Consider the following 26,688-nt stretch of genomic DNA (forward strand, 5'->3'; position numbering starts at 1 on the left):
TTTGTTTAACAAAAATTAACAATCTTAACTCTATTTTTTATAAGTGAAATCTTAAATTTAGAAACTTAATAAAACAACGTATGAAAAAAGTAATGAATTTATCCAAGCTAGCATGTTTAGCAATTTTATTAGTCTCATTTAGTATGAACGCTCAAGATTTTAAAGATCTTGACAAAAGCCCTATGGATGCAGCAGCATTTCCAAGTAGCCATAGAGTATCTGAAAAAACTGTCAAAGTTATTTACAGCAGACCTCAACTAAAAGGCAGAACAGTTCAATCTTTAGCTCCAAATGGAGAAGTTTGGCGAACTGGAGCCAACGAAGCAACTGAAATAACGTTTTACAAAGATGTTACTGTAGGTGATAAAAAGGTTAAAGCTGGCACTTACTCACTGTTTACTATTCCTGGTGAAAAATCTTGGACTATTATTATAAATTCTGATGTTGATGTTTGGGGAGCTTACAGTTATAACAAAGGCAATGATGTAGCAAGAGTTGAAGTTCCTGTTAGCGAAGGCAAGAAAAGCCTTGAAGCTTTTTCTATAGCATTTGACGACGAAGGCAGTATGCATTTAGCTTGGGGAACTCTAAGAGTTGCTGTTCCAATGAAGTAAAAAATATGAAATACTAAAAAAGCCTTGATTTCTCAAGGCTTTTTTTATTTATGGTATGTTCAAATATTTATGTGTTTGTAACGACACTTTCCATTTAGGATTTTTCATTACATAATCAACAATTTCAGGAACAACTTTATCGCGTTTGCTCCACTCAGGTTGTAAGTACAAAATACAACCTTTATTTACTTTTGCTGCTTGCTCTTCAGCAAAACGAAAATCGTCTTTATTGTAAACAATCACTTTTAACTCATTAGCATTATCATACACTTCTTGAGTTGGCAATTTCAATTTTTTAGGAGATAAACAAATCCAATCCCAAGTACCTGTTAGCTTATAAGCTCCAGACGTTTCAATATGCACCTGCAGTCCTTTTGCTTTAAGCTGCGATGTTAAAGCAGTCATATCCCAAGTTAACGGTTCACCTCCTGTAACAACTATAGTGTCACTATACTTAGCGGCATTTTCAACAATTTTAGACGTTTCAGTTGGCGGATGAATGTCTGCATTCCAACTTTCTTTCACATCACACCAATGACAACCAACATCACAACCTCCTACTCTAATAAAGTAAGCAGCTGTTCCTTTGTGATAACCTTCTCCCTGAATAGTGTAAAATTCTTCCATTAAAGGAAGCATCTCACCTTTATCAACCAATATTTGTGTCTCTGTCTTCATTGCCGCAAAGATAAGTTACTATTAGAAGTTTAGTGTTAAAATGTTAAAAAGATTTTCTGTAGGATTAATTCTAGATTAGTATTTTTATAGAAATTTTTTGAATAATGAGCAGAAACGAAGAATTCTTTAACCACATTACCGAAGGAAACACCAATAAAGGTGAATTCATTACACTTGGCTCTGCCATGTTGGATGGTGAAACTATAAAAAACGCCTATGTAAATGTTCCGCTTAAAACCATGAATAGACATGGACTTATTGCTGGAGCTACAGGTACTGGAAAAACAAAAACACTACAAGTTTTAGCTGAAAATCTTAGCGAAAAAGGTGTTCCTGTGTTATTGATGGATATTAAAGGAGACTTAAGTGGCTTAGCGCAACCTAGTCCTGGACACGTTAAAATTGACGAACGTCATGATGCTATTGGTTTACCTTTTGAGGCTAAATCGTTTCCTGTTGAAGTAATGACATTATCTGAACAAGATGGTGTAAGACTAAGAGCAACCGTTAGCGAATTTGGTCCTGTACTTATTTCAAGAATTTTAGATGTAACAGAAACCCAAGCTGGAATCATTTCGGTTATTTTTAAATATTGTGACGATAATAAACTTCCGCTTTTAGACTTAAAAGACTTTAAAAAAATACTACAATATTGCACTTCTGAAGGTAAAGACGAATTTCAAGAAGAATATGGCCGAATTTCAACAGCATCTACAGGAGCAATTCTTAGAAAAATTGTTGAGCTAGAGCAACAAGGTGGCGACTTGTTTTTTGGAGAAAAATCTTTTGACACCCAAGACTTACTTAGAATTGCTGATGATGGTAGAGGTTACATAAACATTATTAGGTTGACTGATATACAAGACAGACCAAAACTGTTTTCAACTTTTATGTTGAGTCTTTTGGCTGAAATCTATTCTACTTTCCCTGAACAAGGCGATACTGGACGACCAGAATTAATCATGTTTATTGACGAAGCACATTTAATTTTCAATGAAGCTTCTGACGCTTTATTAGATCAAATAGAAAGTATTGTAAAATTAATACGAAGTAAAGGTGTTGGGTTGTATTTTGTAACACAAAACCCTACTGATGTTCCTGAAGCTGTCCTAAGTCAATTAGGTTTAAAAGTTCAGCATGCATTAAGAGCTTTTACAGCTAAAGACAGAAAAGCCATTAAGCTTACAGCTCAAAATTATCCTGACACAGAATATTACGATACTGCTGAAGTATTAACTTCACTGGGAACTGGAGAAGCATTAGTTTCAGCATTAAATGAAAAAGGAAGACCAACACCACTTGCAGCAACCATGATGCGTGCACCTATGAGCAGAATGGATGTTTTAACCGATTCTGAATTGAGCAACTTATTGTCTAGCTCTAAAATGGTTAAAAAATACAACGAAACTATCGATAGAGAAAGTGCTTATGAAATATTAAATGAAAAAATTGAGCGTGCTGAGGCTGAAGAAGCTAAGGAAAAAGCTCGAAAAGAAAAAGAAGCACTTAAAAAAGCTGAGTCAAAACGAAGAACTTCGAGCACAAGAAGCAATAGAATGAATCCGGTTGTAAAAGTACTTACAAGCGCAACGTTTATTAGAAGTGTTTTTGGCATCCTTACTAAAGTGATGAAAAAATAATCTTCAATACCAATACATTAAAAAACACTATAACATTAAAATAAAAACCATGAACAAATCCCTGCTTTACCTTATTATTTTCACTTTAGTTCTAACAAGTTGTAAAAAAGAACAAGACCCTTTTCAAGTTAGCAAACAACATATTGGGTTACTTACCGACTCTACACAAGTCAAAGATTTGGAAGCTTTATTTGTAAACGATTCCATTGTAAACTATATAAAAGGTGATGAATTTATTGAAAACAAAAGTGATATTGAAGTGTTTGAAAAAGGTGGTAAAAAATTATTGATTTTATCTCCTAAACAAGTTTTAGACTCAACATCAACTATTGGCAGTGTTCAAATTATCGACTCTAGATTCAAAACAGATAAAAACATTTCAACACTAAGTACTTTTAAAGATATACAAGACAATTACACTGTATCAAGAATTAATAATTTAATTAATTCTATTGTGATTTCGGTTGATGAAATTAATGCATCCTTTACAATTGACAAAAAAGAATTACCAGCTAATTTGAGATTTGACATGAACTTAAAAATTGAAAAATCTCAAATCCCTGACACAGCAAAAATTAAATACTTTTTTGTTCATTGGAATTAGGATTTAAATAGGTTTACTTTAATTAATGAATCCATTTTTTTCCAAAATATTAGTTGATATTGCTCGCAAACGACTCAAAGCTAGCCAAAAGACTACTACCGAGTTTAGTAAACGACAAATTGTACCTGTAGTAAGAAATCTTCAGGTAGAGTTATCTCATGCCATTAAAGAGTATATTTTTATCATTATTGGTGTGTTTTCAGCAGGTTTTGGACTTAAAGGGTTTTTACTACCTAATCGTTTTATTGATGGTGGTGCTACAGGTATTTCATTACTTTTAGAAAACATCACTAACATAGAATTAAGTTTTCTGCTTATACTGGTCAACATCCCTTTTCTTATCTTAGGAGCAAGAACATTAAGCCTAAAGTTTGCCATAAAAAGTATTATTGCCATTGCTTTTCTAGGGTTTGTAGTGCATTATATTGACTATCCTACCATTACTGAAGACAAACTACTAATTGCTGTTTTTGGTGGCTTTTTTCTCGGTTTAGGAATAGGAATGTCCATGAGAGGCGGAAGCGTTATTGATGGCACTGAAGTTTTGGCAATTTATTTAAGCAGAAAATTATCCCTAACAGTTGGTGATGTTCTTTTGCTTATTAATATCATCATCTTTTCATTTGGTGCTTATGTACTATCTATTGAAACTGCATTATACGCCATTTTAACCTATTTAGCAGCTGCTAAAACTGTAGACTTTGTGGTTGATGGTGTTGAGGAATATGTTGGTGTTACTATTATTTCTGAAAAGCATGAAGAATTACGAACAATGCTTATTGAAAAGTTAAGACGTGCCTGCACTATTTATGCTGGAAAAGGCGGTTATGGAGGAAAAGGGCAAAGTTATGACAAAGACATTATTTATACAGTAGTAACCAGATTAGAACTCGCCAAACTACACACTGAAATTGACAAAATAGACAAAGATGCTTTTATCATAATGGGATTGGTAAAAGACTTAAAAGGAGGTATGATAAAACGAAAACCCCTAAAATAGCACCTAAATAATTAACAATAGCACATAACTATATAAGCAACGCTATATATGGTTAACTTTTTACACAAATGAAAAATTACACAGTACAAAACTCTCCTTTTGTAGTTCCCACTACCGATGGAAAAACAATTAAAGAACATTTTGGATTAGCAACCGATGGAAATTCGCAACTAAGTATTGCACACATGACAGCTCCTCCTGGTTGGAGCGAACCTTTTCAAACACCTGAATTTGACGAATACACGTTTATAATTAAAGGGCAAAAACAATTTATAATTGAAAATGAAGTTGTAATTTTAAAAGCAGGTCAATCCATAAAAATTAACAAAAACGTAAGAGTGCAGTATTCTAATCCTTTTACTGAACCTTGTGAATATTTAGCTATTTGCTTACCAGCATTTTCTATGGATTTAGTAAATAGAGAATAAATGAAACAACTTCTTGCAAAATTTTTGGGATTTAGCTTAAACGTGCTAAGTTACATATCGAAGTCTTTTGCTGCCAATAGAGCTTTGGCTTTATTTTCTATGCCTTTAAAAGGAAAAGCAACAGAAGAGCAAACAGAATTTTTAGAAACATCATTTAGAGAAGAATTGATGTACGACAACATCCCAATAATGACTTACCGTTGGGTTGGAAAAAACAAAACTATACTTTTATTACATGGTTGGGAAAGCAACTCTGCACGTTGGAAAAACCTTATACTTAACCTAAAAAAGAAAGACTATAACATTATTGCTATAGATGCTCCAGCACATGGAAAATCTGGAGGCACAAGTTTTAACGCGATTTTGTATTCTGAGTTTATTAATGTAGCAGTATTAAAGTTTAAACCCGAGATTATCATTGGGCATTCGGTTGGTGGTATGGCTTCTATTTTCTTTCAGTACAAATATCAAACTCCTTTTATAAAAAAGTTTATCTTGCTTGGAGCGCCTTCAGAGTTTAAAGATATTCTTGGTAGGTATACAAAAATGATGGGTTACAACCAACGCATCAACGCCAAGATTAACTCAATAATTCTAGAACGTTTTGGGGTAAAACCTGAAGAATTTTCGTCTTCAGAATATATCAAACAAAACAATTCCGAAGGGTTAATAATTCATGATGAACAAGACCAAATTATCCCTTACAAGGATGCATTGCTTATAAAAAATAGTTTTAAAAACAGTAAATTAATTACTACACAAGGCATGGGTCACTCTTTAAACAACGATACTGTTACTTCGTACATTAATGATTTTATTGATGCCTAATCTTGTTTTATCTTTGCACTATGGAAGATAATCTTAAACGTCTTAATAAATACCTAAGTGAAGTAGGCTATTGCTCTCGTAGAGCAGCCGATAAACTTATTGATGCTGGTAGAGTTACTATAAACGGTAAAGTACCTGAAATGGGAACAAAAGTTAGTCCTGATGACGAAGTACATGTTGATGGTAAACTTGTAGAAAACAAAAAAAAGTCTTTTACCTACTTAGCTTTTAATAAACCTGTTGGCATTGTTTGCACTACAGACACTCGTGTTGAAAAGGATAACATTATCGATTTTATCAACTATCATAAACGTATCTTCCCAATTGGTCGTCTGGACAAACCCAGTGAAGGATTAATACTACTTACTGATGATGGTGATATTGTAAACAAAATATTAAGAGCTAGCAACAACCACGAAAAAGAGTATATTGTTACGGTTGATAAACCTATTTCTCAAACTTTTATTAATAGGATGTCTAATGGTGTACCAATATTAGATACAGTTACTAAAAAATGTAAGGTTACTAAAGTTGGCACCTACGAATTTAAAATTATTCTAACACAAGGTCTAAATAGACAAATACGAAGAATGTGTGAGTATTTAAATTACGAAGTACAAACCTTAAAGCGTACACGTATTATGAATATAAAGCTAGATATGCCTATTGGGAGTTATCGCGAACTTACTCAAAATGAAATGGATGAACTTAATGAGTTATTAGAAGGTTCAACCAAAACATTTCAATCTAAAACAGCTTCAAAACGAAGAAAATCATAGCTTTTAAAATGTTAAGGTATTACTAATTAACAGATGGTTTTTAATTTTCATTGGTAACTTTAAGAAAAGTCAACCATAATGAAACAGCTAACTACATTACTTCTACTCTGCTCCTTTACTGTATTTTCTCAAACAGAATATAAACCTTCAAAAGCCTTTCCTTTTGGAAAAGCAAACCCTGAAGCTCCACAACAAATCAAAGATTTTGAACCCATGATAGGTTTATGTAATTGCAAATCTACTTCACTAAATCAAGATGGGTCTTGGAGTGAACCCATTGATATGACTTGGAGATTCAAGTATATTATGAATGGAATGGCAGTACAAGATGAAACCTTGAAAAGTGATGGAAAACATTCAGGAAGCATAAGACAGTTTAATGCAGACAGTAGCAAATGGTATGTGCATTACTATTCGTCATCTAGCTTACCTAAAACATTACCTGCGTGGGAAGGCACAAAAACTGATGACAATAAAATTGTACTCTACAGAGAACAACAAGCACCTAATGGAGCTGATGGCTTCTATAGACTAACATTTTACGACATGACAAAGTCTGGTTACAAATGGATTGGTGAATGGGTTGACAAAACCGAAACCATCGTTTTTCCTACATGGAAAATCAATTGTACTAAGCAAGAAGATTAACTTCTTAACCTACGTGTCTTTCTCTAGCTAATAAAGTATTTTTAAGTAGCATAGCAATAGTCATTGGACCAACTCCACCAGGAACAGGTGTAATATAACTTGCTTTTTTACTTACATTTTCAAAATCAACATCACCAGTAATCACATACCCTTTTGGAGAAGACTCGTCAGGAACCCTAGTAATACCAACATCTATAATAACAGCGTCGTCCTTAACCATTTCTGCTTTTAAGAAATTAGGAACTCCTAATGCTGAAATGATAATATCTGCTTGAGAAGTGATTTGTGTAATGTTTTTTGTATGACTGTGCGTTAATGTAACTGTTGAGTTTCCTGGGAAACCTTTACGTCCCATTAAAATACTCATTGGTCTTCCAACAATATGACTACGACCAATTACAACAGTGTGTTTTCCTTTGGTTTCAACACCATAACGATCAAGCAATTCTAAAATGCCAAAAGGTGTAGCAGGAATAAAAGTACTCATATCCAATGCCATTTTACCAAAGTTTGCAGGATGGAATCCATCTACATCCTTATCAGGATCAACAGCTAAAAGCACTTTTTGAGTATCAATTTGTTTTGGTAATGGTAACTGAATGATAAATCCATCAATATCTGGATTTTCATTTAGTTCTTCAATTTTATCTAACAATTCAATCTCACTAGTTGTATTTGACATTCTAACTAAAGTAGACTCAAACCCAACACGTTCACAAGCTTTTACTTTACTTCCTACGTAAGTTAAACTTGCTCCATCGTTACCAACAATAATTGCCGCTAAATGAGGAACTTTTTCTCCTTTAGCTTTCATTTTTTTTACTTCAGCAGCAATTTCATCTTTGATATCGTTACTAATCTTTTTTCCGTCTAGAATTGTCATGTTATTAGTTGTGTTGTATTGTTGTTATTTGTAATCTTATTTGAAATAAAAAAACATGAGTTACCTCATGTTTTTCATAGCTTGCATCATACGTTTGCCGCCACCACCTTGCATCATTTTCATCATCTTGCTCATTTGGTTAAACTGCTTAAGCAATTGGTTAACTTCTTGTACTGAAGTTCCTGAACCTTTACCTATGCGTTTTTTTCGGCTTGCATCTATTATTGATGGGTTAGTTCTTTCAGCTGGTGTCATAGAATGAATAATTGCTTCAATACCTTTAAAAGCGTCATCATCTATATCAACATCTTTCATCATTTTTCCAGCTCCAGGAATCATTCCGATAAGGTCTTTCATGTTACCCATTTTCTTGATTTGCTGAATTTGCTTTAAGAAATCATCAAAACCAAATTGGTTTTTTGCAATTTTCTTTTGAAGTTTTCTTGCTTCCTCTTCGTCGTACTGCTCTTGAGCTCTTTCAACAAGTGACACAACGTCTCCCATTCCTAGAATACGATCTGCCATACGAGAAGGATAGAACACATCAATAGCTTCCATTTTCTCACCTGTACCAATAAACTTTATTGGTTTATTTACTACAGACTTAATTGAAATAGCTGCTCCACCACGTGTATCACCATCTAACTTGGTAAGAATTACACCATCAAAATTTAAAACATCATTAAAGGCTTTTGCTGTGTTAACAGCATCTTGACCTGTCATAGAATCTACAACAAATAATGTTTCTTGTGGCTGAATGGCTTTGTGGATGTTTGATATTTCGGTCATCATCGCTTCATCTACAGCTAAACGACCAGCAGTATCTATAATAACCACATTATGTCCATTAGCTTTTGCATGAGCAATACCAGCTTGTGCAATAGCTACAGGATCTTGGTTACCTTTATCACTATATACCTCAACATTTATTTGTTCACCTACTACATGCAACTGATCTACTGCTGCAGGACGATACACGTCACAGGCTACTAATAAAGGCTTTTTGGTTTTTTTGTTTTTTAAATAATTAGCAAGTTTACCAGAGAAAGTTGTTTTACCTGAACCCTGTAAACCTGACATTAATATAACACTTGGTGTTCCTGAAAGGTTAATACCTTCGGCATCTCCACCCATAAGTTCGGTTAATTCGTCTTTAACGATTTTAACCATTAACTGTCCTGGTTGTAACGTTGTTAATACGTCTTGACCTAATGCTTTTTCCTTTACTTTATTCGTAAATTCTTTAGCAATTTTAAAATTGACATCGGCATCTAAAAGCGCTCGTCTTACTTCTTTAAGGGTTTCAGCAACATTAACCTCAGTAATACTACCATGACCTTTTAATACGTGTAGCGCTTTATCTAACTTATCACTTAAATTATTAAACATATATCTCTCTACTTTTTAAGTACATATCGGTAAAAAACTTCAATGCTTTTTAGAAAGTTGCAAAGTTAAGAATTTGTAGTGTATTAAGGAAGTATTAGCAATAATTCTATACGAAAAAAGGATTGTAAAATTATTACAATCCTTTTTAACTAACCTAAAAACTAAAAAACACGAGGTTTTTCAACATGTATAAAGACTCAATCACATGTTCTTTCAATAACCATTATATCATTTTCTCGATGTAGCTGCAACCTATCTTCCTCACATTCTACTACAAGCCATTGACCAGTTATAGCTTGAATATCTGATCCTGCTACATTAGAAAACTCAATAATAACTCCATCGTTTGTTTGAGAGGTCGTCCACGTTGCATCTATAGTTGCAGTTTCAGTATAAATAACCACAATATTATTTGACGACTCAAAATCAAAATTCCAAACTATTAAATTATCACTACCATTGTAGTTTACTACATTCCAAGTACAATCTAAAAGAAATGCATCTACATCTTGCTCTGAGCAAGTTTGACCACAATCTTCAACGACAAGATTAACTTCAAAAATTTCAAATGTATTTCCTCCTGCCAATGTTGCTGATACATATATTGTTTGCGAAGAACTTACAACATTGCTATAAGGTGAGGTTAAAGCATTTACTCCAGTTTCTGCATCCATTAATGTTTCATGGAATGTCATTTCTATATTATCATTACTACAATTTGGGAAAATCTCATATAAATCAAAAGTTGCTATTCCGTCGTTAAAAGGCTCTTCATTATCACAGATTACATATTCTGTATTTGAAAAACATTCAAACGGATTGTTACTTGTACATTGCTGGGTCAGCACTAATACATCTTCACCTTGCTGTAATACTAACGAGTCTTCATTACACTCTACAACAGCATATTCTCCATTGTAATCCTCAAGTCCGTTAAAGTTTATAAACACCTTTAATTCTCCTTCAATCATAGCGATATCCCAAGTACCAGAATATAAAAGGTCATTTTCGTATAGAGTAGATATTTCATTTGAGTCATGAAATGTAAATGTTGTAAATGATGGAGTATAACCATTTAGAGCTGGTATTTGTGGACAAGCCACTAAGTAATCTCTTACATCTTGAAAATCGCAGCTAACTTGATTATCATCACAGTTGATTTCCATAACAATTTCGGTAGTTGTGTTTTCAACTGTTCTAACAAGTTCAAATCTGTCATCAGCACAATCAACAACTAACCAATCTCCACCTAAATCTTGTGAAAAAGCTGTAAGTTGCTCTATTGACAATACAATACCTTGGTCTGTAGATTCTAGATTCCAGCTACCTAGTACAACTTCGGTTAAATCACCTTCACTAATTTGTAAGGCTCCACCACCTCCAAATACTAAATCAAAATCTATGAAATTATCGTCTCCATTGTAAGACACAATTTCCCAATGACAATCTTGTAGTGCTTCAGACACTTCTTGTAGTGTGCAATCATTATCATCATCATAATCGCACTCTTCCTCTGCAGCATTTATAGCAGCTTCAAGTTCTTGATTACTATTAACCTCAACCGTGTCTCCATTAGCATAAACCATTGTAACTGGAAAGTTTAAACTTGCTAGAACAACAGCACTATTGGAGGTTTCTAAACTTTGTAAAAACACATATAATTCAAAATCACTACCAATAACAACTGTATCTATAACCTGAAAGTTTGTATCATACATTGAAAACGAAATTGGGTACTGAAAATCTATACATTCAATCACGTCTTCATCAGCAGTACACTCATCAATAAACTCTTGCAACTGCTCTTGGTTTTCAATTGTAATTTCGGTGTAATCGTTTAAAATAATAGTTATAGGAAAAATATATTCCAATACATCATCATCATTATCAAACTCATTGTAAATCGCTTCAATAAGACCTAAATCTTCAAGAGTATTTATTGTAATTGTTATACCATTTACTAAAACTGTTACAGGTAGATTAACAGATAAACAATTGGCTTCATCCATAATATCATCTACTGAACCATCATAAGCCGAAGTAGATTGCATAAGGCTTACAAGAGCTATTTCAGAGTTGATAATGTTTTCGTTTTCTGGGTTTGGTTCAATTTCTTCATCCTGACAAGAAGTAACCATAATTGGGGCTAATAGGACAAAAAAGGCTAAAACTAATAAATGTTTAATTTTCATAATTCTATAGGTTGTCTTTATTTATACAACAGATGATTTTAAAAAACACCTACCATATATTTTAATTTTATAATTTTATGATCTTAATTTTTCTGTATGCCCAAACCATTACATGACAATATTTGTGACGAGATATTATTTACTTCATTATTTGAGAAGCATGCTAAAAATCTGCACAACTTTTTACACTATAAATTTGGTGAACAGTTAAACCCAAAAGACAAAGTGCAAGAAGCTTTTATTAAACTTTGGCAAAACTGTGGTAAGATTCCTTCAAATAAAGCAAAGAGTTTTTTATTTACGACTGCAAATAATTTAATGCTCAATGAAGCTGCTCATCAAAAAGTAGTATTAAAGCATCAGCAAATTAAACCTAAGCATTATACAAATGAGTCTCCTGATTTTGTAATGGAAGAACAGGAATATTTACAAAAACTAGAAAAAGCCATCGCCAACTTAACCGAAGCACAACGCACTGCCTTTTTACTAAACAGAGTTGAAGGAAAACGTTTTAAAGAAATTGCTGAATTACTAGATATTTCGGTAAAAGCTGTTGAAAAACGAATTTATGGTGCACTAAAAAAACTTAGAGAAGATATAAAAGAATTGTAATTAAGGGTAGGATATTTTAACACCTAACTGTTATATAGTTGTAATTGAAGACATGAAACGAGAAGATTTAATACAAAAATGGCTAGACCATAACTTAACCTCTGATGAACTTGAAGCTTTCAAACAGCTTGAAGATTATGATGATTTGGTAAAGTTATCAAATGGCATGCAGCATTTTAAGGCTCCTGAATATAACACTTCTGAAGCTTTAAGTAATGTTATGCAACACATTAATACCTCAAAGCAACCTCCACAAAAAAAGTGGTTATCTATTGCTATGAGTATTGCAGCTGTATTTGTTATTTCTTTTGGAATTTATTTTTTCACCATTAACCAAGACACATTGGTTAACACGCAATTAGCTGAAAAAACTACAATTGAACTACCTGATGCGTCTTCGGTGGCTTTAAATTCACTTTCTGAAATAACATTCAATTCCCATAAATGGAATAAAAACAGAACTGTAGACTTAAAAGGAGAAGCTTTTTTTAAAGTGGAAAAAGGAAGCAGTTTTAACGTTAACACAGTTTATGGAACTGTAACCGTTTATGGTACTCAGTTTAATGTTAAGCAACGAGAAAGCTATTTTGAAGTAATTTGTTACGAAGGTCTTGTTGGTGTTACTTACAAAGGAAAAGAGACAAAACTACATGCTGGTGAAAGTTTTTTACTATTAAATGGAAAACTAATTGAAAAAGAAAAAGAACTTAAAACACAACCATCTTGGTTAAACAATGAAAGCTACTTTAAAAGTATGCCTTATAAAGAAGTTATTGCAGAGTTTGAGCGTCAATACGATGTGAATTTTCATGTTATTAACTTAGACAGTTCTCAATTATTTACAGGAAGTTTTACTCACAATAACATTGAAAATGCATTAAAATCTATTACCTTACCTTTACATTTAACTTACAAAAAAACGGATAATACGATTACACTAAAGCGTGAGTAAAAAAGGTGTTTTTTATCTTTTCATACCTTTATTTTTTTTGAGTGTTATTGGCATTAAGGCTCAAAACAACTCAAAAGAAACTCAATCGCTTGTTTATATTTTAAGTGCTCTAGAACAGCGTTACAACATTCATTTTAACTACATAGATCAAACTATTGAAGGTGCAACTGCTAGCTTACCAGACGAAACACTTTCACTCGCTCAAGCTTTAGACCAACTAAAGCGCGAAACACAATTAGATTTCATCGTTATTGATGATTATAGTGTAGTTATTTCAAAACCATCTAGCCCTTTTAGTAATATCATTACCCAAAAACTAGAAGAAATAGTCGTCAATAATTACCTTACTAAAGGTATTTTGAAAAAGAGTGATGGTAAAGTGGTTATTGAAACCGAAAAATTTGGTATTCTACCAGGATTAATCGAACCTGATATTTTACAAACCATACAAGCGCTTCCAGGTATTATAAGTGTTGATGAAACGGTATCAAACATTAATGTTCGTGGTGGTTCTCATGATGAAAATCTTATTTTATGGGATGGAATTAAAATGTACCAATCCGGTCATTTTTTCGGATTGGTTTCTGCATTCAATCCATATTTAACCAAAACCGTTAATGTATCTAAAAATGGTACTAGTGTTATGTTTGGTGATGGAATTTCTAGCGTTATAGACATTCAGCAATCCAACTCATTAAGCCATAAATTTAAAGCAGGAACAGGTTTTAACCTTATTAGCGCTGATGGTTTTGCCAAAGTACCTTTAGGTAAAAAAACCGAACTTCAGGTTTCAGCAAGACGGTCGATAACCGATTTTATTTTTACACCAACCTACGACCAATACTTTAAACGTGTCTTTCAGGATTCTGATTTATCAAACAACCAATCCAACAATACACTTACCAGTAATGAAACCTTTTATTTTTATGATATAAGTACAAAGCTGCTATATGATATTTCAGATACTGATCAACTTCGTTTTAATTTTTTAACCATAAACAACAATTTAAGCTATGACGAAGAGACCATGACTGACGATATGAATGAGACATTACGCAGTAGCTTAAAACAAAACAATCTAGCTTTTGGTGGTGAATATTTAAAATACTGGAACAGTTCATTAACCACAACCGCTCAACTTTATCTTTCCAAATACAACTTAAACACCACTAATTATGATGTGGCAAACAACCAACGTTTACTTCAAGAAAATGACGTTAGCGATCTTACTTTAAAAATAAATGCCACCAACCATATTGACCCAAATTTAAAAATACACGCAGGCTACCAACTTAATGGTGTTGTAGTAAGTAATTCTGAGGACGTTAACAATCCTGAATTTCATAATTTCACGAAACAAATTAATCAAACGCATAGTATTTATGGTGAAGCTGAGTTTACTTCAGGAAACAAAAACACCTATGCCAGAATTGGTATAAGAACCAACTACATTGACAAGCTTTCAGAAGTATTTACTGAACCACGTTTAGCGGTAAGCCATAAGCTTAGTAATCTTTTTCGTTTAGAGTTTCTCGCAGAATTTAAAAGTCAAACCATGTCACAAATTATCGATCTTCAAAACGATTTTTTAGGCATTGAAAAAAGACGTTGGGTACTCTCAAACGATGTTGATATTCCTATTATAAAAAGCAAGCAAGGTTCTGCAGGAATTCATTATAATAAAAATAAATTACTGATAAGCGCTGAAGCATTTATTAAGGATGTTGATGGTATTACAAGCAGAAGTCAAGGGTTTCAAAACCAATATCAGTTTACCGATGCAATTGGAAGGTATCAAGTAAAAGGTATTGACTTTTTAATAAACAAACAGTTTACTAATACAAGTGCTTGGTTGAGCTACTCGTTTAGTAAAAACGATTACACTTTTGACGACTTAAACAATGGCAATACATTTCCAAACAATCTTGATGTAAGACATTCTTTAACTTTCGCAGGAACTTATCAAATAAACAGCATAAAACTCGCTTTAGGTGTAAATTGGCACTCAGGAAAACCAGTAACTTTACCTGATGCTGTTCAAAATACTTCTAACAATATTATTGAATACAATTCACCTAACGCCTCAAACCTTGAAGACTATTTACGTGCTGATTTTTCTGCTAATTACACGTTTAAAATGGGCAACACAACCAATGCTATTATTGGTTTGTCTATTTGGAATGTACTGAATAAAGTAAACACTATTAACAGCTATTACATCATTGATGAAAACGATGAAATTTCTGCTATAAAAAACAGGTCGTTAGGCATTACTCCTAATGTTAATTTCAGAATTCATTTCTAGCATTTATTACTTTAATTTTAAACTTATTGACAAGTAATTTCATTATCTTGCTCATGCTAACGACGCAACATTTATGAATACTAAAATCATTAAGCTTTTTCTTCGGTTTGCAATTTCTGCAGGTTTTTTATCAGCTTGTTTTGATAGGTTTGGGTGGTGGCCTGAGTCTATTTCTACTTGGGGAAACTGGAACAATTTTTTAGAGTACACGCAACTTATCAACCCTTGGCTTCCTGAAGCAGTAATTCCTGCATTAGGAACACTTGCCACTGCTTTAGAAATTATTTTTGCCATCTTACTAATTATTGGTTTTAAAACAGAACTTATAGCCAAGTTTAGCGGAATACTATTATTAGTTTTTGCCTTATCAATGACATTTTCAACAGGAGTTAAAGGCGCATTGGATTATTCTGTATTTAGTGCAGCTGCAGCAGCTTTTGCATTAAGTCTTATTAAAGAAAAATATTTTGAATTAGACACACTCATTTCTAAATAACACCCAATACTATAAACAAATGAAACAAGCCTTACTTATTTTAATCTTTTTTACTATTTCACTCTCAACACAATCCCAAACTACTAGTGTAGAAAAATCTACCTTTGGTGTACAAACTGGCTTTTTAGGTATTTGGGTACACAATGAATCTAGGCTCTCAAACAGTATTGCTTTACGAAGCGAAATAGGTTTAGATGCTGGGATTTGGGGAAATGACATTTATGATTCTTATGGCTTTTTACTTGCACCTGTAATCACTTTAGAACCTCGTTGGTATTATAACTTAAATAAGAGAGCTGATAAGTCTAGACGAACTGATGGCAACAGCGGAAATTTTGTTTCAATAAAAACAAGCTATCATCCTGATTGGTTTATCATTGCTAATGAAGATAACATTAACTTTATTAGTGATATTTCAATAATTCCTACTTGGGGAATAAGACGACATCTTGGAAATCATTTTACCTATGAAGCAGGAATAGGTGTTGGTTATGTTCACTATCTTGAAGATTTTGATCGTGGAATACTTGAAACTAGTGATGTAGCAGTTAATTTACATTTAAGAATTGGTTACCGATTTTAATTTTTAATCTTATGACTACTGAAGCACTTCAAAAACTAAAATATCCTATTGGGACTTTTAAAAAGCCCGAACTGATTACCCAAGATCATATCACATCTTGGATTAATGATATTGAACAACTACCAAGCACTCTTGAAGCACTAACTAAAAACCTAACTAAAGAAGAACTTAATTGGGTTTACAGACCAGATGGTTGGACTATAAAACAAGTGGTTCATCATTGTGGCGACAGCCATTTAAATAGTATTATTCGTTTTAAGCTTGCTCTAACCGAAGACGCTCCAACCATAAAACCTTACCTCGAAAACCGTTGGGCTGAATTACCGGATTCAACTGATGATGACCTTTCTAACAGTATAACACTCTTAAAAGGAATACATAGCAAACTCACTAAGCTACTTAAGTCATTAAACAATGAAGAATTGAAGCGCGAGTTTATTCATCCTGAACATGGAAAACGATTTTCATTAGAAGAAACAATTGGTATTTACGCATGGCATAGCAACCATCATACAGCGCATATTAAGCAAGCTTTAGCGCATAAAGGTGAGTTTTAAAAACTACTTAGGATATTGCTTTTTAATATTCCTAATTAGGTCTTCCAATCCATTTATTTTTAACTCATAAACGGTTTGAAGCATCTCTCCTAGTTTCCCTTTTGGAAACCCTTTGTTATGATACCAAACCACATAATACTCAGGCAAATCAATAAGGTCTCTTCCTTCATATTTACCGTAAGGCATTTTGTAATGTGCTAATTTTATAAGAAAATCTTTATCGGGTTGTATCACTTAATCTGCAGATTTATAAGCTTCGTATTTTTCAAGTTCTTTAGCAACAAACTTTTGCCATTTAGTTTGAGCTTCGGTATTTATGGAATTATGACTTTCAGTATCGTAAAGTTTTTGCATTTTAGCTAATTCTTCATTGCTGTTTTGGTGCAATCTATCCAGTGTTTTCTTTAGAAAATTATTAATCTTAACTTGACTTATTTGATGTCTTAATTTTCTAACATGCAACTCAGTTATATCAAAATGCAATTGCTCATGAGCCAAAATATATTGATTGGCTCGCTCTTTTATGTACCAGGATTTTTCAGGATAAAAATGCGCTTCAACATTGGCTGTAAAATCAATTACTTCAGAATTTCTATGTTTTAAACTATAAGAAAATGTAATTCCTGACGCAGTTACAGCAACAGCATCAGTATTTTTTTGAGGTTGACCTTTAAAGTGTTCCCAACTTAGTTTGTAGTTATTTCTCCAAGAGATTGTAACCTCGTTTGAAGTAGATAATAACACAATACTTAAAAATAAGAATATGGATTTAAGCTGTAACATGTTTTTAAAACGCTAGTTACACTCTAAATAGTATAAAGTATTTACTTAGCCTCTACAATTGTTAAATCGTCGTACTTAACAATATAAACCGCTTCATTAAAGTAACCTCCAAAAAGTTTTTTAGAATAACGGAATTTATTCTCAACATACTCTGTTTCTATCTCGCTTCCTGAAGCGTCAAATAAGTCTTCTTCAGACGCTAATCGCATTAGCACATCTAGAGTTAAATCAAAACCTCTTACAGCATATTTGTTAGGTTCAACACCATTATGGTCTCTCTTATAAGCATTCACAAATCCATTTGTAGTTGAAGAGCTAAATGTTTTGTTAGCTGAAGGATAATGAAACTTTAAGTTAGACAAATGGTAGTTTGAAATATTTTCACCTTCAAAAGCATTATTTTTATTAGTAGTCATAAGTACTATTTGTTGCTCATCGTTATGAATACCATTAAGCATACTTATAACATTAGATGCAAAAGCTTCGTTTGAGGTTTCTAGAAAAACTATATTTCTTCCTGGTTTAAAAACACCATCCAAATCAGAAATTAAAATATAATTTGAGTCTTTTCCGTCTTTATCCTTTCTTGAAAAGATTTGTTTTGATGCAGCGAGTTCAGATCTTATCATGCTACTAACCGCTTTATTTTTAGCATCAGAAATGATAACAATGTGTTTTGGTAATGTGTCTAACTTCACAAAATTAATCATTGCTTTTTGTAGCAAATCAGAAGATGGTACAGTTTGATACACGTTATCATATAAGTTCTTTGGTGTTGTAAATGGCGAAATCACAGGAATATTATCGCGTTTTAAATCTGAAGCTACACGATCAAAATTATCTGGCATTAATGGACCAATTACAGCATCATAATCTGAAAAGTCATTTGAATTTAAAATCTTAGTAACCTCACTAGCATGATCTCTAGTATCAAACACTTTTAAATACGTAGAAATTCCTAATCGTTTAGCCGAATCTAAAGCATACAGCATTCCTGCATGAAAATCTAATGAGATAGACAAACGACTGTCTGTTCTAATCGCTCTTTTCACATCAGCAATTGAGTCAATATCTATTCGATTCAATCGGTAAGGCATCATTAAAGCAATACGCTTAGTATTGAAGTTTTTAAGATGACTAGTCAAATTGGTATTTGCTACATCATTAGTTGAAATTGTAGTATCAACATCTGATGGTACTTTTAACACCATTCCTAGTTTTAAACCGCTTTCTTTAAGCTCAGGATTTAGAGTTTCTAACTGCTCTTGTGTTAATCCTAACTTTCGGTTTAAAGCCATATAACCTTCGCTCTTTAAAACCGTATAGTAATTGTAATTTTCCTCAATTACTTTTTCTTCATTATTAGAAATATTAGGAACATTAAGCTCGTCTCCAGGTTGTAAAACCTCATTCATATTAGGGTTTAGAGCTTCTAACTGTGGTACAGTTATTCCAAACTTATAAGCAACACGCCATTTTCCTTCCTTTGGTAAAACCTTATACTTTTTGATACTATTATCAATAGTAACTTTAGATACTACAGTTTTATATCTAGGAATTTTTAGCTTATCGCCTTTTCTTAAATTATTGGCATATAAAAAGGTATTGTGCTTTTTAATCTCATCAATTTCAATATCGTATTCCTTAGAAATACTGTAAAGCGTTTCTTTTCGCTTGGTCTTATGAGTTCTAAAACCAATAATTTCTTTAGTTTCGGTAGTGAGATCTTCTTCTTTTACTTTTGAAGTAGGAATTATTAAAACCGTATTAACCTTTAGGCCTTTTTTAGCATCAGGATTTAAAGCATAAATATCAAAAGGTGTTACCAAATATTGTTTGGCAATGTCTTCAATAGTTTCTCCTTGTTTTACTTTGTGTGTTTTAAAATCTTGTGCAAATGCTGTTATACATGTTGCAAAAAAAATGATGGCTATTAAAACAAGTTTCTTCATATAATTTACTTTAAAATCCTAATCCAAAAAGATTAAGAATTCCTGCTTAGCAGGACGTTGTTATTCCCATTCAATAGTTGCAGGCGGTTTTGAACTAATATCGTATACTACTCTATTAACGCCTTTTACTTTGTTTATTATTTCATTAGAAGTTTTTTGTAAAAACTCATAAGGTAAATTTACCCAGTCAGCAGTCATACCATCAGTACTTTCTACAGCTCTTAGCGCAACACATTTTTCGTATGTACGCTCATCTCCCATAACACCTACACTGTTTACAGGTAATAAGATTGCACCTGCTTGCCATACCTTATCGTATAAACCCCAAGCTTTAAGATTATCTATAAAAATAGCGTCTACCTCTTGTAATATACGAACATTTTCTCTGTTTAGACTTCCTAAAATACGAATTGCTAATCCTGGACCTGGAAAAGGGTGACGACCTAAAATGTCTTTATCCATTCCCATTGAAGCGCCTACACGACGAACCTCATCCTTAAATAAAGCTTTTAATGGCTCTACTATTTTTAGCTTCATAAAATCTGGTAATCCTCCAACATTATGATGACTTTTAATTGTTGCACTTGGACCTCCTGTTGCAGAAACACTTTCTATAACATCAGGATAAATAGTCCCTTGCGCTAACCATTTTACATCTTCAATAAGATGTGCTTCATCATCAAAAACTTCAATGAACACGTGACCAATAGCTTTACGTTTAAGCTCAGGATCGCTTACATCTTCCAAAGCATCCAAAAAGCGTGCCGAAGCATCAACGCCTTTTACATTAAGTCCCATGCCTTCGTATTGCTTTAGTACACTTTCAAACTCGTTTTTACGTAGTAATCCGTTGTTTACAAAAATGCAATACAGGTTTTTACCTATGGCTTTGTGTAATAAAATTGCAGCTACCGAAGAGTCTACTCCTCCTGAAAGCCCTAGCACAACTTTATCATTACCTAACTGCGCTTTAAGCGCATCAACCGTTTCTTCAACAAACGATTGAGGTGTCCAATCTTGTTCAACATTAGCTATAGTTACTAAGAAGTTTTCTAATAACTGTTTCCCATCTGTACTGTGATATACTTCAGGGTGAAATTGGATAGCGTAGGTTTGTTCTCCTTCAATTTTATAAGCCGCATTTTCTACATCGTGAGTACTAGCTAATAAAACACCATTAGTTGGTAATTGCTTTATAGTGTCGCTATGACTCATCCAAACCTGACTTCCTTTTGATATTCCAAAAAAGAAGGCTTCATTGTCTTTAACGAAACTTAAATTTGCTCTTCCATATTCCCTAGTGTTAGAAGGTGCTACTTCTCCTCCAGAAAAATGAGCCAAATATTGCGCACCATAGCATACTGCTAGAAGTGGCTTTTTTCCTCTAATTTCTGAAAGGTCAGGATGTAGAACATCTTCTCCTCTCACAGAGTTTGGACTTCCTGAAAGAATTACAGATTTAAAACTGTCTAAATCAGTTGGAATTTTGTTGAATGGATGAATTTCACAGTAGATATTCAACTCTCTAACGCGACGCGCAATAAGTTGTGTGTATTGCGAACCGAAATCTAAAATAAGTACTTTGTTGTGTTGCATGTGCAAAAGTAACAAGGTTTTTAGAATTTCGTTTTAGGAAACCAAGTTTTTTTTCAACTAAAATTCAAGGATCAAAAACTCACCTTTTAATGGTTGCAATTCGCTTATTAGTTTTGAAATAAATGTGTTTCCGTATTCTAAGTAAAATTCAGAAAAGTTCATGTTACGCTCTTGTAAACTATGATTAGGAAATAATTCATTTTGAATTTCCTTTACACGCTCTAAGTGGTCGTTTAGTTTTCGCTTTTGGGCTTTAAGCAATCGCTTTTCTAAATTCTCAAGACCTTTTATTTGTTTACGCTCTTGTGCTGCAACTGCACCTTTAAACGATTTGTCAGTTGCTTCAGCTAGAGCATACAAGGCTTCAAACTGTTGCTGTAAATGTGTTTTTTGTGAAGAAAAATCGATATCCACTTTCGAAATAGCTTTGGTCACTTTTGTCATTAAATCGTCTTGATTTAAAAACAAATCGTTGATAGTAACATCAAGCTTTTTAAGTTTTTCTTTTTTCTTTTCGGTAGTTATCAATACTGAATTTCGCAACAACAACATTGGAAACACCACGTTTTGCGCTTCAAAATTTAATTTGAGCTGTAACCAATACGCTAACTCTCCGCCTCCACCAATGTAACAAAGATTAGGCAAAATAACTTCTTGATATAACGGTCGCATAATAACGTTTGGCGAAAAACGCTCAGGGAACTCGTTAAGCTCTTGTAATATTTCGGTTTGGTTCCATGTAATGTTAGAATTGTGAACTCTAAAAACGCCTTCTTGCTCCACAATTCGCTCTCTTAAACCTTGTTTAATGTAAAATAGATTAATCTCTCTTGGATTAACTTGAATTTTATAATTGCCATCCAAAGCATTCAACTGCTCATTAGCCAAAGTTACTTTAGTAAAAGAGGTTTGTTGCGTGAGTTCTGTTTCTATATAAGGAATAAACAATCGCTTTAGCGCTGCATCATTTCCATCAACAATTACAAGTCCATACTCCTTAAACAAAGCATTCACCAAATAACGCATCGCTTGAGTTAAATCTTGATGCTCTAAATAGGCTTCTTTGAATAATTGCTTTAAGGTTTCAGCATTGGACGACGTGTTCAACTGACTTGCAAATGCTTCAAAAACATGGCCTAAATCGTCTAAATCCAATTCGCCTACAGCTCCTGATGCAGTTCTGTTCCACTGTACCTTTTTTCCTTTAAAATTGAAATAGTTTATTTCTTCAAAATCATGGTCTTCACTCGCCATCCAATATATAGGTACAAAATGCTGCTCAGGAAATTGTTGTTTCAACTCCTTGCACAAATTGATAGTTGAAATGATTTTATAGAAAAAATAAAGTGGTCCTGTAAACAAATTAAGCTGATGACCTGTAGTAATTGTAAATGTATTATCGTGCTCAAGTAACTGAATGTTCTGTTTTGTTAACTGTGATGTTGAAACATTTTCATACTGAGATTGCAGAGCTTTCACTAAAAAAGTTCTCGATTGAGATGAAACCGACAACCGCTTTTCATCGATTTGCGCTTTGAAATTTTCTAGCTTCGGAAATCGGTTATAAAACGGTTTTAAAGGCTCTTGTTCCTCTAAATAGTCACAAATTAGACCTGAAAAATAATGGGTATCTCTAAACGGAATACAGTCAGTTGGCATAAATACATTTCAATTGAAGTGTAAATATACAGTTATTCCATTTTTTAGAATCTAAAAATTAAGTTAAGAGTTTCTCCATCATTCCTTATTCGGCTTAATCGCTTCTAATCGTTCAATGACTTTTGAATAGTATGCTACTAGTTTTTCGCCATTTTCCTTAGTAGGATTTTGTATGGTTTCCATTAAAAACGGAAATCTTGAAAAATCAAAGTCACTATTTTTAAACTGATTGAATGTTTTTTGCGACAACTTCTCCAGTCTTTCTCTTTGGTTTTTACCTTCGACCATATAAGTATTGTTGATATCTACTAAAGTTACTTCAGTAAGTCCGTCTTCAAAATCGTCTTCAACCTCAAAGAAATAAGGTTTATAATTGGTATCTAATTTTGCTAAACTTAATTGCATATTATTCATTAATCCTTGCATTTGCGAAACCACTCCAGCCATATCGTTTGTATTAATTCCTACAGCTGTATTTACATAGGTAAACAGTTTTTCTCCTGAAGATTCTCCCCAAGACACTCCTATAATTCTTTTGTAGTCATTTATTTTCATATCGTTAGGACGCACAGCAATTGCTAAACCGTCTCCATGACCAGAAGGTAGAATATAATCACCTTTATTTGCTTTTCCTATAACCTTTACGGGAACTTGACCCATAAACGCAATACGCTCATACAAATGGGTTTCGTCTTCTTTTGGCATTGCTCCACTTATTAAAGGATTTTGAGAAACAATCATGTAGTTTTCAGCAGTAACAAACGACTTTGAGATTAATCCGCCTTTTACACCTACTACATCTCCAAAAGCAAAAACTTCGTTTTCATCATATTTCTTAAGCCATTCCGCATAATCGGCACTTCCAGATTCAAAAGCAACTCCAATGTTTATCGCATTATACAAGTACCATTCAGCCAATTGCATACCATCAACAGCCATATCAATAAATGACCAAATAGCATCATCACAATCACCTGTAGCGCAAAACCCTGTAGCAGCTACCAGATTAACTCCTAAACGCTGAATAGACACTACAAAGTCCATTGTATAATGATAGGCTGTAAATGAAAAATCATTTTGGTAATACTCATTTTCAAATACATCTTCAATTAACTCTTCTGGGTCAAAACCAAATTCAGGTTCTGGAGTAAAATCGATAAATAAGTCAATTAAATCGGTTACTCCTGGTGGATCTATAATATCAATTAAAAAATCAAAAGCCACAGTTTCTAAGTAGTTGTTACCTTCTATTCGTCCTCTAACCTGATTATTTCCTGCCCAAAACGACAAATAGTTTTTAGTTCTATCAGGATTATTAGCATTGAGTTTTATGGCAATTCCTTGTTCACTTCCTTGAACTTGTAATGGGTAAGATCCATATTGGTTTTCATCGGTTTGTATTGTAGTTGCGTCAATTCGCACCACATCTTGTAAATGAGAAACACCTGCTACGTCAAGGCTTCCTGTAAGTTCAGTTGGACTTTCATTATTAACTTTAAATGCATTATTGATATTGGTTTCTCCATCAGCAGTTAACGTGTTTAAAGCTGAATGTTCATTAACCGTTATATTATCAAAAACACCATCGGTAAAATGTGCTGTCCCTTCAACATACAAATCGCCTGAAAGTGTTGTTGTTGCTTGATTATTTACATTGAGATTGTTGTTTAAGTTTGTTTCTCCATCAACTATTAAACTTCCTGTAAGGTGTGAAGGACTTTCATTATTAACCGTAAAACTATTGTTTAGGTTTGTTGCTCCATCAACATCTAAGGTTGAAGTCGCAATAATTTCTCTATGCTTTACATAAGGAATATAGGTAAGCTCTTGATAACTGAACTCCACAAAACCATTTCCATCAAACAAATCGATATCTACTTTAAGGTATTTGGAATTATTCCAATAGATTTCATTGAACTCACCAATACTTGAAGCTCCTTGACCAACCATTAAATTTATCATGCCATAAGGATCTGTTGTGGTATCATGAGATTCTTTATATTCAATAGCATTAGTGTTATCAATTATTGAAAACTGAACTCTCAATGGCACATTAGGCAAGTTATTTGAAGGAATATCTACACCAGGAATTTCCTGCGGATTATTGTCTATTATAACTGCTTGATAACTGATTCCGTCGGTTTGTGCTGTAACAATACAAGCTAAAAAGCATGATATTAAAAGAAGTGTAATTTTTTTCATAACTGTTGGGTTTTATTTTAATATGGACAATTACAACTTGGTAAATTGATGATAATACCAAAACCAAATTGATGTGACATAAATTTTAATTCTTCATTATCGGTGGAGTTGTCTTTATCAAGCAATGCTGTTTTTCCTAAGGTGTAATTTGCAGTGATCAATGTGTTTTTTGCAATAGGATAGGTCATCATTACACCTCCTCTTAAAAAGAAGATGGTGTTATTAAATTCTTCTTCACCAACCAGATTAAACACTTGGTTATTTACGGTTTGTGTACCTTGGATCATAAACTCAACTGAAGCCAATCCTTTTAGATAAAAAGAAAATTCTCTCATCCTAAACAACCTATAATCCAATCCTGCTTCAAAACCCAAATAGGTTACATCCCATTCAAAAAAATTATCCAAAGTTCGATCGCTTCCTATTGCACCATAACCATTATAAGTTGCTCCAAGTGTTATATGTAATGTTTCATCACTATTCAACACATCTCTATAACCCATTTTCATATAAAAATTAGGTTTAGACAGTAAATTATCTAAAGGTTCTCCTAAAGAATTTTTGTAATCAAAAGCAGACATAGCTTTACCAAATTCGGTAAACAATTGCTGACTTTTGCACTGCCATGACATCACAAAACACAGTATGATTATTATGTATTTCATGACCTTATTTTCTTATCAGTTTTGCAATAAGTACTTCTGTTCGCATTTGAATGTGCAGCAAATAACCTCCTGAACTCAAATCACCAAAATTGATGGTTAATGTTTGAATAGGGTTAAAGCTTTTGCTGTACACCAATCGTCCTAAAATGTCATGCATAGTCACTGAAATGACATCATATACTGGTTCATCAAATCTTACATAAACTCTATCCTCAAAAGGATTGGGATAAAAATATCCTAGTAGGTTGGCATCTAAATGGTCAGAAATAACAGTTGCCGAAATGGGTTGTAAAAACCCCTGTCTTAAGCTATAATTATTAGTATTAAATGTTCTTATTACACTGGCTTGCCCAATGCTTTCTTGTAAAAAATAACTTTTGTTATTAGCATACACAAAATGTGATGATCCTTGTGATGCCAATGTTTCCTTTTTTAAAATCTGTCCAAATCCTGAAAAAAAAGTGAGCAGAAAAAATGTAATTATCCAGTTTTGTTTTGACATGGCTACCTAGTTTTGTTTCAACTAAAGTATAGTGCAGAATGCGGTTAAAAAAGGAAAAAACGTCGTGTCCACCCTTTGTCCACCACCTTAAAAAACAGATGTTTAATAATTTGAAGATATTTATAACATAAATAAACAACT

At 33.1% G+C, this 26,688-nt stretch carries 26 protein-coding genes; 14 read left to right on the forward strand and 12 right to left on the reverse strand.

All coding sequences use genetic code 11. From position 1 onward, the window contains the following. The first annotated feature begins 80 nt into the window (after positions 1–80). Positions 81–614, forward strand: coding sequence for a DUF2911 domain-containing protein (locus DMZ43_RS00090; RefSeq protein WP_131505707.1), 534 nt, complete (start codon positions 81–83; stop codon positions 612–614). A gap of 48 nt (positions 615–662) precedes the next feature. On the opposite strand, the gene DMZ43_RS00095 is transcribed toward DMZ43_RS00090, so the two are convergent. Further along, positions 663–1,292 carry a 7-carboxy-7-deazaguanine synthase QueE gene (locus tag DMZ43_RS00095; protein ID WP_131505708.1) on the reverse strand — a complete coding sequence of 210 codons (630 nt, stop codon included), beginning with the start codon at positions 1,290–1,292 and terminating at the stop codon, positions 663–665. Positions 1,293–1,396: 104 nt separating this feature from the next. On the opposite strand from DMZ43_RS00095, the gene DMZ43_RS00100 reads away from it, so the two are divergent. The 7 genes from DMZ43_RS00100 to DMZ43_RS00130 all read left to right on the forward strand — a co-directional run bounded on the left by DMZ43_RS00100 (position 1,397) and on the right by DMZ43_RS00130 (position 7,219). Continuing rightward, positions 1,397–2,932 carry a helicase HerA-like domain-containing protein gene (locus DMZ43_RS00100; RefSeq protein ID WP_131505709.1) on the forward strand — a complete coding sequence of 512 codons (1,536 nt, stop codon included), beginning with the start codon at positions 1,397–1,399 and terminating at the stop codon, positions 2,930–2,932. Positions 2,933–2,981: 49 nt separating this feature from the next. Beyond that, positions 2,982–3,536 (forward strand): hypothetical protein, encoded by a 555-nt coding sequence (locus DMZ43_RS00105; RefSeq protein WP_129758987.1) that lies wholly within the window; start codon positions 2,982–2,984, stop codon positions 3,534–3,536. Positions 3,537–3,561: 25 nt separating this feature from the next. Then, complete coding sequence (locus tag DMZ43_RS00110) at positions 3,562–4,536, forward strand: YitT family protein (RefSeq protein ID WP_131505710.1); 975 nt, start codon at positions 3,562–3,564, stop codon at positions 4,534–4,536. Between the two features lie 68 nt (positions 4,537–4,604). Continuing rightward, a complete protein-coding gene (locus DMZ43_RS00115; protein ID WP_131505711.1) occupies positions 4,605–4,964 on the forward strand; it encodes a cupin domain-containing protein in 360 nt (119 codons plus the stop codon). After that, positions 4,965–5,792 (forward strand): alpha/beta hydrolase, encoded by an 828-nt coding sequence (locus DMZ43_RS00120; protein ID WP_131505712.1) that lies wholly within the window; start codon positions 4,965–4,967, stop codon positions 5,790–5,792. Between the two features lie 20 nt (positions 5,793–5,812). Further along, a complete protein-coding gene (gene rluF, locus DMZ43_RS00125; protein ID WP_131505713.1) occupies positions 5,813–6,571 on the forward strand; it encodes a 23S rRNA pseudouridine(2604) synthase RluF in 759 nt (252 codons plus the stop codon). A 78-nt stretch (positions 6,572–6,649) separates the two neighbouring features. Next, a complete protein-coding gene (locus tag DMZ43_RS00130) occupies positions 6,650–7,219 on the forward strand; it encodes a hypothetical protein (protein WP_131505714.1) in 570 nt (189 codons plus the stop codon). Between the two features lie 4 nt (positions 7,220–7,223). Here the strand turns inward: DMZ43_RS00130 and DMZ43_RS00135 are convergent, their stop codons facing one another. From DMZ43_RS00135 to DMZ43_RS00145, 3 genes are all read right to left on the reverse strand, one after another. Next, positions 7,224–8,102, reverse strand: coding sequence for a bifunctional 5,10-methylenetetrahydrofolate dehydrogenase/5,10-methenyltetrahydrofolate cyclohydrolase (locus DMZ43_RS00135; protein WP_131505715.1), 879 nt, complete (start codon positions 8,100–8,102; stop codon positions 7,224–7,226). Between the two features lie 60 nt (positions 8,103–8,162). Further along, positions 8,163–9,491 carry a signal recognition particle protein gene (gene ffh / locus DMZ43_RS00140; protein WP_129758993.1) on the reverse strand — a complete coding sequence of 443 codons (1,329 nt, stop codon included), beginning with the start codon at positions 9,489–9,491 and terminating at the stop codon, positions 8,163–8,165. 197 nt (positions 9,492–9,688) lie between these two features. Beyond that, on the reverse strand, positions 9,689–11,683 hold the full coding sequence (locus DMZ43_RS00145; protein ID WP_131505716.1) for a hypothetical protein: 1,995 nt from the start codon (positions 11,681–11,683) through the stop codon (positions 9,689–9,691). A 96-nt stretch (positions 11,684–11,779) separates the two neighbouring features. Between DMZ43_RS00145 and DMZ43_RS00150 the strand changes: the two genes are divergently transcribed. The 6 genes from DMZ43_RS00150 to DMZ43_RS00175 all read left to right on the forward strand — a co-directional run bounded on the left by DMZ43_RS00150 (position 11,780) and on the right by DMZ43_RS00175 (position 17,188). Beyond that, complete coding sequence (locus tag DMZ43_RS00150) at positions 11,780–12,295, forward strand: RNA polymerase sigma factor (protein ID WP_131505717.1); 516 nt, start codon at positions 11,780–11,782, stop codon at positions 12,293–12,295. A 52-nt stretch (positions 12,296–12,347) separates the two neighbouring features. Continuing rightward, positions 12,348–13,247 (forward strand): FecR family protein, encoded by a 900-nt coding sequence (locus DMZ43_RS00155; RefSeq protein ID WP_131505718.1) that lies wholly within the window; start codon positions 12,348–12,350, stop codon positions 13,245–13,247. A gap of 37 nt (positions 13,248–13,284) precedes the next feature. Beyond that, a complete protein-coding gene (locus tag DMZ43_RS00160; RefSeq protein ID WP_131505719.1) occupies positions 13,285–15,552 on the forward strand; it encodes a TonB-dependent siderophore receptor in 2,268 nt (755 codons plus the stop codon). A gap of 73 nt (positions 15,553–15,625) precedes the next feature. Next, positions 15,626–16,048 (forward strand): DoxX family protein, encoded by a 423-nt coding sequence (locus DMZ43_RS00165; protein ID WP_131505720.1) that lies wholly within the window; start codon positions 15,626–15,628, stop codon positions 16,046–16,048. Between the two features lie 19 nt (positions 16,049–16,067). Next, positions 16,068–16,631, forward strand: a complete 564-nt coding sequence (locus DMZ43_RS00170; protein ID WP_129758999.1) for a hypothetical protein — start codon at positions 16,068–16,070, stop codon at positions 16,629–16,631. Between the two features lie 11 nt (positions 16,632–16,642). Beyond that, complete coding sequence (locus tag DMZ43_RS00175; protein ID WP_131505721.1) at positions 16,643–17,188, forward strand: YfiT family bacillithiol transferase; 546 nt, start codon at positions 16,643–16,645, stop codon at positions 17,186–17,188. A gap of 3 nt (positions 17,189–17,191) precedes the next feature. Here DMZ43_RS00175 and DMZ43_RS00180 read toward each other — a convergent pair whose 3' ends face one another. The 8 genes from DMZ43_RS00180 to DMZ43_RS00215 all read right to left on the reverse strand — a co-directional run bounded on the left by DMZ43_RS00180 (position 17,192) and on the right by DMZ43_RS00215 (position 26,547). Beyond that, positions 17,192–17,419 carry a DUF3820 family protein gene (locus tag DMZ43_RS00180; protein WP_129759937.1) on the reverse strand — a complete coding sequence of 76 codons (228 nt, stop codon included), beginning with the start codon at positions 17,417–17,419 and terminating at the stop codon, positions 17,192–17,194. A gap of 3 nt (positions 17,420–17,422) precedes the next feature. Beyond that, on the reverse strand, positions 17,423–17,971 hold the full coding sequence (locus DMZ43_RS00185) for a DUF922 domain-containing protein (RefSeq protein ID WP_131505722.1): 549 nt from the start codon (positions 17,969–17,971) through the stop codon (positions 17,423–17,425). Between the two features lie 41 nt (positions 17,972–18,012). After that, positions 18,013–19,923: a LysM peptidoglycan-binding domain-containing protein gene (locus DMZ43_RS00190; RefSeq protein WP_131505723.1), complete on the reverse strand. Its 1,911-nt coding sequence runs from the start codon at positions 19,921–19,923 to the stop codon at positions 18,013–18,015. A 60-nt stretch (positions 19,924–19,983) separates the two neighbouring features. Beyond that, positions 19,984–21,519 (reverse strand): glutamine-hydrolyzing GMP synthase, encoded by a 1,536-nt coding sequence (gene guaA, locus DMZ43_RS00195; RefSeq protein ID WP_131505724.1) that lies wholly within the window; start codon positions 21,517–21,519, stop codon positions 19,984–19,986. Positions 21,520–21,576: 57 nt separating this feature from the next. Then, entirely contained in the window at positions 21,577–23,178 is a 1,602-nt protein-coding gene (gene bshC / locus DMZ43_RS00200; protein WP_131505725.1) for a bacillithiol biosynthesis cysteine-adding enzyme BshC, read from the reverse strand. Between the two features lie 78 nt (positions 23,179–23,256). Next, complete coding sequence (locus tag DMZ43_RS00205; RefSeq protein ID WP_131505726.1) at positions 23,257–25,380, reverse strand: hypothetical protein; 2,124 nt, start codon at positions 25,378–25,380, stop codon at positions 23,257–23,259. 17 nt (positions 25,381–25,397) lie between these two features. Next, positions 25,398–26,045 (reverse strand): outer membrane beta-barrel protein, encoded by a 648-nt coding sequence (locus DMZ43_RS00210; protein ID WP_131505727.1) that lies wholly within the window; start codon positions 26,043–26,045, stop codon positions 25,398–25,400. A gap of 4 nt (positions 26,046–26,049) precedes the next feature. Beyond that, positions 26,050–26,547 (reverse strand): T9SS type A sorting domain-containing protein, encoded by a 498-nt coding sequence (locus DMZ43_RS00215; protein WP_131505728.1) that lies wholly within the window; start codon positions 26,545–26,547, stop codon positions 26,050–26,052. Positions 26,548–26,688: the final 141 nt, after the last annotated feature.

Origin of the sequence: Meridianimaribacter sp. CL38, from assembly GCF_004328055.1 — a bacterium.
Lineage (GTDB): Bacteria > Bacteroidota > Bacteroidia > Flavobacteriales > Flavobacteriaceae > Gaetbulibacter_B > Gaetbulibacter_B jejuensis.